Origin of the sequence: Streptomyces poriferorum, assembly GCF_019399235.1 — a bacterium.
GTDB classification, from domain to species: Bacteria; Actinomycetota; Actinomycetes; order Streptomycetales; family Streptomycetaceae; genus Streptomyces; species Streptomyces poriferorum.
Map to the genome: position 1 here is coordinate 1 of NZ_JAELVH010000336.1, position 10,670 is coordinate 10,670.

Consider the following 10,670-nt stretch of genomic DNA (forward strand, 5'->3'; position numbering starts at 1 on the left):
CCCCCCGAACTCCCCGAAGGCCGCCTCCTGTTGCAGACCCTGCGCTCCCACGACCAGTACAACACCACCATCTACGGCCTCGACGACCGCTACCGCGGCATCAAGGGCGGCCGCCGCGTCGTCCTCGTCAACCCCGACGACGCCACCACCCTCGGCCTCACCGACGGCACCTACACCGACCTCGTCAGCGAATGGAAGGACGGCACCGAACGACGCGCCCCCGGCTTCCGCGTCGTCCACTACCCCACCGCCCGCGGCTGCGCCGCCGCGTACTACCCCGAGACCAACGTGCTGGTCCCCCTGGACTCCACCGCCGACACCAGCAACACCCCCGCCAGCAAGTCCGTCGTGGTGCGCTTCGAGAACACACACTGACACCCTCGGGAGCAGGCGCACTAAGCGCCCGCTCAGTCGTCTGATAAGAACAGTGCACACACAAGAACGTGCGCACAGCAGCGAACCACCGCAGACGATCGGAGCCGGACCCATGGGCGAGCACACCACACCCCAGTTCCCCCAGGAGATCATCGACGAGTACGCCGCCCTCGGCGTCGACCTGCCCGCACTCTTCTCCGCAGGCCACCTCGGCGAACGCATGGGCGTCACGATCATCGAAGCCTCCGCGGACCGCGTCGTCGCCACCATGCCCGTCGAAGGCAACACCCAGCCCTACGGACTCCTGCACGGCGGCGCCTCCGCCGTCCTCGCCGAGACCCTCGGATCCATCGGCTCCATGCTCCACGGCGGCGCCACCAAGATCGCCGTCGGCGTCGACCTGAACTGCACCCATCACCGAGGGGTACGAAGCGGCCTCGTCACCGGCACCGCCACCCCCGTACACCGCGGCCGCACCACCGCCACGTACGAAATCGTCATCACCGACGAACAGGACAAGCGGGTCTGCACCGCCCGCCTCACCTGCCTCCTGCGCGACCTCCCCAAGGGCGACGCCTCCTGACCTCGCACCACCCCGAACCACCACTGCCCGGCCGGATCCCGAATCCAGCCGGGCAGTGCCATACCCGGGCACAACCACCGCCCCACACACAGAACTTGCACATCAGCGACAGCCAACACCCTTGACCATCCAGCACGTTCCGTGGCCCACTCATCTGCCACAACCCGCCCGCGCACCCACCACACCGCGTCGACCACACCACCCCGGATGTAACACTGCGTAACAATCCCGCAATGTGCACCCGCCCGACGCCCCACAACGAACCCGGCCCCGCAGGCACCGGGCACTCAGGCGCGCCCACCCACGCCTCCACACACCCCCCACCACGCGACAGCACCAAGATCGCCTCAAGCCCCTTAGCAGAGCTGCGCGTTCTCAGCATGCGGTCACTTCACCGTCCGGTGCAAAGACGTACATGTCCACACAGCCACCTCAAGCCTTGCTCAAGGGCATAACAAGACAGTCACATCCTGCTCCACCCCCATCCCCGACCCCCACCCCTGCCCTTAGAGTCACCGCCAGTCACCGCGCCGCCGGGCGCGTCTGCAGCACGGCCCTGTACCAACCAGTACGGCCCGGCGAACGACACGGCACCTCAAGCAGAGGAGGCCGCGCCAGGGAAAGGACTTTTCGTGCGACACCGTTCTTTGCTCATCCTCACCACAGTGCTCACCACAGGAGCACTGACACTCACCGCCTGCGGGTCGCGCGACGACGACAAGAAGGGCAGCGACACCAGCAGCGGCAACCAGACCGTCGTCATCGGCGTCGACGCCCCGCTGACCGGCGACCTCTCCGCCCTCGGCCTCGGCATCAAGAACTCCGCCGACCTCGCCGCCAAGACGGCCAACAAGGACAAGACGGTCCCGGGCATCACCTTCGAGGTCCAGCCCCTCGACGACCAGGCGCAGCCCTCCGTCGGCCAGCAGAACGCCACCAAGTTCATCGACAACAAAAAGGTCCTCGGCGTTGTCGGCCCCCTGAACTCCGGCGTCTCCCAGTCGATGCAGAAGCCGCTCAACGACGCCGGCCTCACCCAGATCTCCCCCGCCAACACGGGCACCGAGCTGACCCAGGGCGACAACTGGAAGACCGGCGACAAGAAGCGCCCCTTCAAGACCTACTTCCGCACCGCCACCACGGACCAGATCCAGGGCGCCTTCGCCGCGAAGTACCTGTACAACAACGCGAAGATCAAGCAGGTCTACCTCATCGACGACCAGAAGCCCTACGGCGCCGGTCTCGCAGCCTCCTTCAAGGCCACGTTCACCGGCCTCGGCGGCAAGATCGCCGGATCCGACCACGTGAACCCCGACGACCGCGACTTCAACGCCGTCGTCACCAAGGTCAAGAAGTCCGGCGCCAAGGCCGTCTACTACGGCGGCGAGTACCCCGCCGGCGCACCCCTGAGCCAGCAGCTCAAGGACAGCGTCCAGATCCCCCTCATGGGCGGCGACGGCATGTACAGCGCCGACTTCATCAAGCTCAACAAGAAGGCCCAGGGCGACATCGCCACCTCCGTCGGCAAGCCCGTCGAAGAGCTGGAATCCGCCAAGACCTTCATCGCGAACTACAAGACCGCCGGATACAAGGACGCCTACGAGGCCTACGGCGGCGGCACCTACGACGCCACCTGGGCCATCATCGAGGCCGTCAAGGCCGTCGTCGCAGCCAACGACGGCAAGCTCCCCGACGACTCCCGCGCCAAGGTCCTCGAAGCCGTGAGCAAGGTCAGCTTCGAAGGCGTCACCGGCCCCGTCTCCTTCGACGAGTACGGCGACACCACCAACACCATGATGACCGCCTACCAGGTCGACGGCGGCAAGTGGGCCTCCAAGCTCAGCGAGGCCTACAAGCCGTAACAAGCTCCCGGTCACTCCCTGACTGACACCAGACCGCGCGGGAGCGCTACGAGCGCTCCCGCGCGGTGCCATATCCGAACCACTCCACGGAGGCCCTGCGGTGCACGAACTGCCGCAACAGCTGGCCAATGGACTCATCCTCGGCGCGATGTACGGACTCATCGCGATCGGTTACACGATGGTCTACGGAATCATCCAGCTCATCAACTTCGCCCACGGCGAGATCTTCATGATCGGAGGCTTCGGAGCTCTCACCGTGTACCTCTGGATGCCGGCCGGCTCCAACCTCCTCGCAATCGTCCCGCTCATGATCATCGGCGGCGTCATATGCTCCGTCGCCATCAGCGTCGCAGCCGAACGCTTCGCCTACCGCCCCCTGCGCACCGCCCCCAGGCTCGCCCCGCTGATCACCGCGATCGGACTCTCCCTCGCACTCCAGCAGGCCATCTGGAAGTGGTACCCCAACGCCACCAAGGACCGACCCTTCCCCCAGTTCAAGGGCGAAGCATTCGACGTCTTCGGCGCCCACATCCAACGCGGTGACCTCTTCGTCCTCATCGCCGCCCCCGTCTGCATGATCGCCCTCGGCCTCTTCGTCTCCAAGACCCGCTCCGGCCGCGGCATGCAAGCCACCTCGCAGGACCCCGACACCGCCAAGCTCATGGGCATCAACACCGACCGCATCATCGTCATGGCCTTCGCCATCGGTGCCGCGTTCGCAGCCGTCGCAGCCGTCGCCTACGGGCTCAAGAACGGCCAGATCGGCTTCAAAATGGGCTTCATCATGGGCCTGAAAGCCTTCACCGCAGCCGTACTCGGCGGCATCGGCAACATCTACGGCGCCATGCTCGGCGGAGTCGTACTCGGCGTCGCCGAATCCCTCGCCACCGGCTACATGAGCGACGTCCCCGGCATGGACCTCTTCGGCGGCGGCGCCTGGAAGGACGTATGGGCCTTCGTCCTCCTCATCGTCGTCCTGCTGCTCCGGCCACAGGGCCTGCTCGGCGAACGCGTCGCGGACAGGGCGTGATACGGATGACCACCCAGAAAGCACTCATCCCGCTGCCCGCACCGATCGCCCGGATCGCCACCGCCACAGGCGCAGCCGTCGCACTCGCCGGCACCTTCCTACCCTGGACCTGGACCTCCGAATTCCCCGGCGACCTCACCGTCACCGGCTACCCCGGCGGCCTCCAGATCCTCACCCTCACCGCCGCGATCCTCACCCTCCTCTTCACCCTCTGCGGATACGGCATCCGAGGCCTGCGCTGGCTCACCCCCGGCGGCACCAACAGCCCCGTACGCCTCCTCGCCCTCGCCACCCTCGGCACCACCGGCTACACCATCGGTGCCATCGCCTACGAACTCGGCGGCGTGGTCAACCTCGAACCCGGAGCCTGGGTCAGCGGCATCGGCGCACTCATCGCCTTCCTCGCCGCACTCGGACTCCCCAGCGACGAACCGCTCCCCGCCGACGGCCCCCCGGCCAACGCCTGGCAGCGCTTCCGCAACAGCCTCGCCGCACCGTCCGTCGGCCGCGCCAAGCCCCTCCCCGGCTGGGGCGAGATCCTCATCATCACCGCCGCCTTCGCCGTCGCGCTGTACGTCTTCACCTACTGCATCGACATCCCCACCGAGGAATCCGAACAGTTCATCGGCTTCCTCATCACCGCGGGCTTCACCTTCACCGCACTCACGCGGGCCGGAATCATCGCCCGCATCACCGCGCTGACCACGAAGCACCGCAACGTCACCCTCATCGCAGCCCTGGTCGCAGCGTTCTGCTTCCCCTTCACCCAGGACACCGCGGAATTCACCCTCATCGGTGCGAACATCCTCATCTTCGCCACCGTCGCACTCGGCCTCAACGTCGTCGTCGGCCTCGCCGGCCTCCTCGACCTCGGCTACGTCGCCTTCCTCGGCGTCGGCGCCTACACCGCCGCCCTCGTCTCCGGCGCGCCCCTCTCCGCCATCGGCGTTCAGTTCCCCTTCTGGGCCGCCGTCCTCACCGGAGCCGCGGTCTCACTGATCTTCGGCGTCCTCATCGGCGCCCCGACCCTGCGACTGCGCGGCGACTACCTCGCCATCGTCACCCTCGGCTTCGGAGAGATCTTCCGCGTCACCGTCAACAACCTCAACGGCAACAGCGGACCCGACCTCACCAACGGCTCCCAGGGCATCCCCAGCATCCCCGACCTCAACCTCTTCGGGATCGACTTCGGACTCAGCCACGACATCGGCCCCTTCACCCTCAGCAGGCCGGCCAACTACTACCTCCTGCTGCTCGTCGTCACCGCCGTCGTCGTCCTGGTCTTCCGCCGCTCCGGGGACTCCCGCATCGGCCGCGCCTGGGTCGCCATCCGCGAGGACGAAACCGCAGCCACCGCCATGGGCATCAACGCCTTCCGGCTCAAACTGCTCGCCTTCGCCCTCGGCGCCACCCTCGCCGGACTCGCCGGAACCGTCCAGTCACACGTCAGCTACACCGTGACGCCCGAGCAGTACCAGTTCGCCGGCCCCGTGCCCCCGAACTCCGCCTTCCTCCTCGCCGCCGTCATCCTCGGCGGCATGGGAACCCTCAGCGGACCCTTCATCGGCGCCGCACTGCTCTACCTCATCCCGGCCAAGCTGCAGTTCATGCAGGACTACCAGCTCCTGCTCTTCGGCATCGCGCTCATCCTCCTGATGCGCTTCCGCCCCGAAGGCCTGATCGCCGACCGCCGCAAGCAACTCGAATTCCACGAGAACGACGAACCCGTCCTCGTACCCGAACCACGGCAGCCCGAAGAAGCCGACGCCGGCATCACCAAGGCGGGGGCGTGACCACCATGACCACCACCACGAACACCACGACCACCGTCCTCGACGCCAGCGGCGTCACCATGCGCTTCGGCGGACTCACCGCCGTACGCAACGTCGACCTCACCGTCAACGCGGGCGAAATCGTCGGACTCATCGGCCCCAACGGCGCCGGCAAAACCACCTTCTTCAACTGCCTCACCGGCCTCTACGTCCCCACCGAGGGCAAGGTCAGCTACAAAGGCACCGTCCTGCCGCCCAAGCCCCACCTCGTCACCAAGGCAGGCATCGCCCGCACCTTCCAGAACATCAGGCTCTTCGCCAACATGACCGTCCTGGAGAACGTCCTCGTCGGACGCCACACCAGGACCAAAGAAGGCCTCTGGTCCGCACTCCTGCGCCTCCCCGGCTTCACCAAGGCCGAACAGGCCAGCCACGAACGCGCCATGGAACTCCTGGAGTTCATCGGCCTCCAGGACAAGGCCGACCACCTCGCGCGCAACCTCCCCTACGGAGACCAGCGCAAGCTGGAAATCGCCCGCGCACTCGCCAGCGACCCCGGCCTCCTCCTCCTGGACGAGCCCACCGCCGGCATGAACCCCCAGGAAACCCGCGTCACCGAAGAACTCATCTTCGCCATCCGGGACCAGGGCATCGCTGTCCTCGTCATCGAGCACGACATGCGCTTCATCTTCAACCTCAGCGACCGCGTCGCCTGCCTCGTACAGGGCGAAAAGCTCGTCGAAGGCACCGCCGAAGTCGTCCAGAGCGACGAACGCGTCATCGCCGCCTACCTCGGCACCCCCTTCGAAGGCGCCCCCGGCGCCGAAGAAGTCGCCGAAGTCGAAGCGGCGGAAGCGGAAGCGGTGGCAAGCACCGGCACCAGCCCCAAGGACACCACCACCACCGAGGAGGAGGACACCCGATGACCGCACTGCTCGAGGTCGAGGACCTCCGCGTCGCCTACGGCAAGATCGAAGCCGTCAAAGGCATCTCCTTCAGCGTCGACGCCGGCCAGGTGGTCACCCTCATCGGCACCAACGGCGCCGGCAAGACCACCACCCTGCGCACCCTCTCCGGACTGCTCAAGCCCATCGGCGGACGCATCCTCTTCGAGGGCAAGCCACTCGCCAACATCCCCGCACACAAGATCGTCGCCCTGGGCCTCGCCCACTCCCCCGAGGGCCGCCACATCTTCCCCCGGCTGACGATCACCGAGAACCTCCTCCTCGGCGCCTACCTCCGCAACGACAAGGCAGGCATCGAGAAGGACATCCAGCGCGCCTACGACCTCTTCCCCATCCTCGGGGAACGCCGGAAGCAGGCCGCCGGAACCCTCTCGGGCGGCGAACAGCAGATGCTCGCCATGGGACGCGCCCTCATGTCCCAGCCCAAACTGCTCATGCTCGACGAGCCCTCCATGGGCCTCTCCCCGATCATGATGCAGAAGATCATGGAAACCATCGTCGAGCTCAAGGCCTCGGGCACCACGATCCTGCTCGTCGAGCAGAACGCCCAGGCCGCCCTCTCCCTCGCGGACCAGGGCCACGTCATGGAGATCGGCAAGATCGTCCTCTCCGGCACCGGGGCGGACCTCCTCCACGACGAGTCCGTCCGCAAGGCGTACCTCGGCGAGGACTGACGTCCGTACGAAGAAGGCCCGCGCCCCGGATGTCCGGGGCGCGGGCCTTCTTCATGTACGCGTACGGGTACGGCTACTCGGCCGCCCGCTTCTTCTCCTCGGCGTCCTCGATCAACGCCTCCGCCAGCTGCTGCATCGACAGCCGCCGGTCCATCGACGTCTTCTGGATCCACCGGAACGCCGCCGGCTCCGAGAGCCCGTAGTCCGTCTGCAGAATGCTCTTCGCCCGGTCCACGAGCTTCCGCGTCTCCAGCCGCTGCGACAGGTCCGCGACCTCGCCCTCCAGCGCCTTCAGCTCCGCGAACCGCGACACCGCCATCTCGATGGCCGGCACCACGTCGCTCTTGCTGAACGGCTTCACCAGGTACGCCATCGCCCCGGCGTCCCGGGCCCGCTCCACGAGGTCGCGCTGCGAGAACGCGGTGAGCATCAGGACGGGCGCGATGGACTCCTCGGCGATCTTCTCCGCGGCGGAGATGCCGTCGAGGACCGGCATCTTCACATCGAGGATGACCAGGTCCGGCTTGTGCTCCCGGGCCAGCTCGACGGCCTGCTGCCCGTCTCCGGCCTCACCGACGACCGAGTACCCCTCTTCTTCGAGCATCTCTTTGAGGTCGAGGCGGATGAGCGCCTCGTCCTCGGCGATGACGACGCGGGTCGTCAGCGGCGGGACGTGCGACTTGTCGTCGTCGGCGACGGGCTGGGGCGACTCGGGGGTGGTCACGGGGCTCCTTGGTTCAGGGCAGGTACTGCTGCGAAGCAGCCTACCTACCTGCTGTGCGCTTCTCTTACCAGGTACACTTCTGACCGGTTACCAAGCCGGGTTGGCGCAATTGGCTGACGCGGAGGTCTCAAACACCTCTGTCCGAAAGGACATGTGGGTTCGAATCCCATACCCGGCACCACTCCGGAAAGCGGATGTTCACGTTCTCGTGAACATCCGCTTTTCGTTGCACGCAGTAGCTGTCGATCGCCCATCGTGGTCGTGTGAACCACCACGGAACCGAAATGCGACAGAAAGCACTCACCCTTCTCCGGGGTGGTGCACGGAATGCGGACGTGGCTCGGAAGCTGAACGTGCCGACGGGCACCATCAGCTACTGGAAACACATGGATCGCGCCAAGCGCGGCGAGTGTCCCGGTCCTCATCGCTCCGTCTGCCCTCGCTGTGACGACGCACTCGACCAGGCCGCCTATGCCTACCTCCTCGGCCTCTACCTCGGAGATGGGCACATCATCCAGAACAGGGCCATGAAGACGCCCAGCCTGTCCATCACGTGCGCCGACTCCTGGCCCGGGCTCATGGACCAGTGCGAGGAGGCCATGCGCGCCGTCTTTCCCGAGAACTCCGTCTGCAGGGTGCGCCGAAAGGGATGTCGCGAGGTGAAGATGTACTCGAAGCACCTGTGGTGCCTCTTCCCTCAGCATGGCCCCGGCAAGAAGCACGACCGTCTCATCGCCCTCGAACCCTGGCAGCAGGAAATCGTCGATGCCTACCCCTGGGACTTCATCCGCGGACTCATCCACTCCGACGGCTGCCGGAACATGAACTGGACCACCAGGATGGTGGGCGGCGCGCGGAAGCGGTACGAGTATCCGCGGTACTGGTTCACCAACGTCTCGGACGACATCCGGCGGCTCTACACCGACACCCTCGACAAGCTCGGCATCGAGTGGACTCACTGCACCCGCGCGGGCAAGGAGTACAACATCTCCGTCGCCCGACGGGCATCCGTAGCCCTCATGGATGCACACGTCGGGCCGAAATACTGAGCCAGCCCCCTACTTCGGGCTGTCGTCCTCGCCGATGTGGTGCACGCGCACCAGGTTCGTCGAGCCCGCGACGCCCGGCGGGGAGCCTGCCGTGATGACGACCACGTCGCCCTTCTGGCAGCGGCCGATCTTCAGCAGCTCCTCGTCCACCTGCGCCACCATCGCGTCCGTCGAGTCCACGTGCGGACCCAGGAACGTCTCCACGCCCCACGTGAGGTTCAGCTGGGAGCGGGTGGCCGGGTCAGGGGTGAAGGCCAGGAGCGGGATGGGTGAGCGGTAGCGGGAGAGGCGCTTGACCGTGTCGCCGCTCTGGGTGAAGGCGACCAGGAACTTCGCGCCGAGGAAGTCGCCCATCTCCGCTGCCGCGCGGGCGACCGCACCGCCCTGGGTGCGGGGCTTGTTGCGGTCCGTGAGCGGGGGCAGGCCCTTGGCGAGGATGTCCTCCTCGGCCGCTTCGACGATGCGGGACATCGTGCGTACCGTCTCGATGGGGTACTTGCCGACGCTCGTCTCGCCGGAGAGCATCACCGCGTCCGTGCCGTCGATGACGGCGTTGGCGACGTCGGACGCTTCGGCGCGGGTGGGGCGGGAGTTGTCGATCATCGAGTCGAGCATCTGGGTGGCGACGATGACCGGCTTGGCGTTGCGCTTGGCGAGTTTGATGGCGCGCTTCTGGACGATCGGGACCTGTTCCAGGGGCATTTCGACGCCGAGGTCGCCGCGGGCGACCATGATGCCGTCGAAGGCGGCGACGATGTCGTCGATGTTCTCGACGGCCTGGGGCTTCTCGACCTTGGCGATGACGGGGAGGCGGCGGCCTTCCTCGTCCATGATGCGGTGGACGTCCTCGATGTCGCGTCCGCTGCGGACGAAGGAGAGGGCGATGATGTCGGCGCCGGTGCGCAGGGCCCAGCGGAGGTCTTCGATGTCCTTTTCGGAGAGGGCGGGGACGGAGACGGCGACGCCGGGGAGGTTGAGGCCTTTGTGGTCGGAGACCATGCCGCCTTCGATGACGGTGGTGTGGACGCGGGGGCCGTCGACGTGGGTGACTTCGAGGGTGACGCGGCCGTCGTCGATGAGGATGCGTTCGCCTGCGGTGACATCGGCATTGAGGCCGGTGTAGGTGGTGCCGCAGGTGTGGCGGTCGCCTTCCATGGGTTCGACGGTGATGGTGAAGTCGTCACCGCGTTCAAGGAGTACGGGTCCTTCGCGGAAGCGTCCGAGGCGGATCTTCGGGCCTTGAAGGTCGGCGAGGATACCGACGCTGCGGCCGGCTTCGTCGGATGCTTTGCGTACGCGGTGGTAGCGGTCTTCGTGTTCGGCGTAGGTGCCGTGGCTGAGGTTGAGGCGGGCGATGTCCATTCCCGCGTCGACCAGGGCTTTGATCTGGTCGTATGTGTCGGTGGCGGGTCCTAGTGTGCAAACGATTTTGGCTCGGCGCATAGGGCGAGCCTAAACCTTACCTACGGGTAGTTAATTGGCCGCGCATGACTGGTCAACGTCCTTTGGGTGAAGGGTTTTTGACAAGTGTTGAATTGTGCGGCGGGTTGCTCGGATGAGCGTTCGGTGGTGGGTTCCGGCGTCGCGTGGGGCGGGTGGTGTCGGGTGCGGGTTCGCGGTGGCAACCGGGTGGGGG

The 10,670-nt window shown here is 66.6% G+C and carries 10 protein-coding genes and 1 tRNA gene; 9 read left to right on the top strand and 2 right to left on the bottom strand.

Annotated features, from left to right (window positions below; translation table 11 throughout):
- The 7 genes from JGS39_RS34925 to JGS39_RS34955 form a co-directional block, all read left to right on the top strand.
- The coding region (locus JGS39_RS34925) for a molybdopterin dinucleotide binding domain-containing protein (RefSeq protein ID WP_308120895.1) at positions 1-375 on the top strand (375 nt) is incomplete at its 5' end.
- A 112-nt stretch (positions 376-487) separates the two neighbouring features.
- Entirely contained in the window at positions 488-958 is a 471-nt protein-coding gene (locus JGS39_RS34930; RefSeq protein ID WP_219573768.1) for a PaaI family thioesterase, read from the top strand.
- Between the two features lie 647 nt (positions 959-1,605).
- A complete protein-coding gene (locus tag JGS39_RS34935) occupies positions 1,606-2,820 on the top strand; it encodes a branched-chain amino acid ABC transporter substrate-binding protein (protein WP_219573774.1) in 1,215 nt (404 codons plus the stop codon).
- A 100-nt stretch (positions 2,821-2,920) separates the two neighbouring features.
- Positions 2,921-3,850, top strand: a complete 930-nt coding sequence (locus JGS39_RS34940) for a branched-chain amino acid ABC transporter permease (protein WP_219573769.1) — start codon at positions 2,921-2,923, stop codon at positions 3,848-3,850.
- Between the two features lie 5 nt (positions 3,851-3,855).
- Entirely contained in the window at positions 3,856-5,643 is a 1,788-nt protein-coding gene (locus tag JGS39_RS34945; protein ID WP_219573770.1) for a branched-chain amino acid ABC transporter permease, read from the top strand.
- A gap of 5 nt (positions 5,644-5,648) precedes the next feature.
- Entirely contained in the window at positions 5,649-6,548 is a 900-nt protein-coding gene (locus JGS39_RS34950) for an ABC transporter ATP-binding protein (protein WP_219573775.1), read from the top strand.
- Complete coding sequence (locus tag JGS39_RS34955) at positions 6,545-7,261, top strand: ABC transporter ATP-binding protein (protein ID WP_219573771.1); 717 nt, start codon at positions 6,545-6,547, stop codon at positions 7,259-7,261. The genes JGS39_RS34950 and JGS39_RS34955 overlap by 4 nt, the downstream gene beginning before the upstream one ends.
- A gap of 73 nt (positions 7,262-7,334) precedes the next feature.
- Here JGS39_RS34955 and JGS39_RS34960 read toward each other — a convergent pair whose 3' ends face one another.
- A complete protein-coding gene (locus JGS39_RS34960; RefSeq protein ID WP_148015825.1) occupies positions 7,335-7,985 on the bottom strand; it encodes an ANTAR domain-containing response regulator in 651 nt (216 codons plus the stop codon).
- Between the two features lie 94 nt (positions 7,986-8,079).
- Here JGS39_RS34960 and JGS39_RS34965 point away from each other — a divergent pair.
- Positions 8,080-8,166, top strand: a tRNA-Leu gene (locus tag JGS39_RS34965).
- A gap of 82 nt (positions 8,167-8,248) precedes the next feature.
- Positions 8,249-9,034, top strand: a complete 786-nt coding sequence (locus tag JGS39_RS34970; RefSeq protein WP_219573772.1) for a helix-turn-helix domain-containing protein — start codon at positions 8,249-8,251, stop codon at positions 9,032-9,034.
- A gap of 9 nt (positions 9,035-9,043) precedes the next feature.
- Here the strand turns inward: JGS39_RS34970 and pyk are convergent, their stop codons facing one another.
- Entirely contained in the window at positions 9,044-10,477 is a 1,434-nt protein-coding gene (gene pyk / locus JGS39_RS34975) for a pyruvate kinase (protein ID WP_219573773.1), read from the bottom strand.
- Between the last annotated feature and the right edge of the window lie 193 nt (positions 10,478-10,670).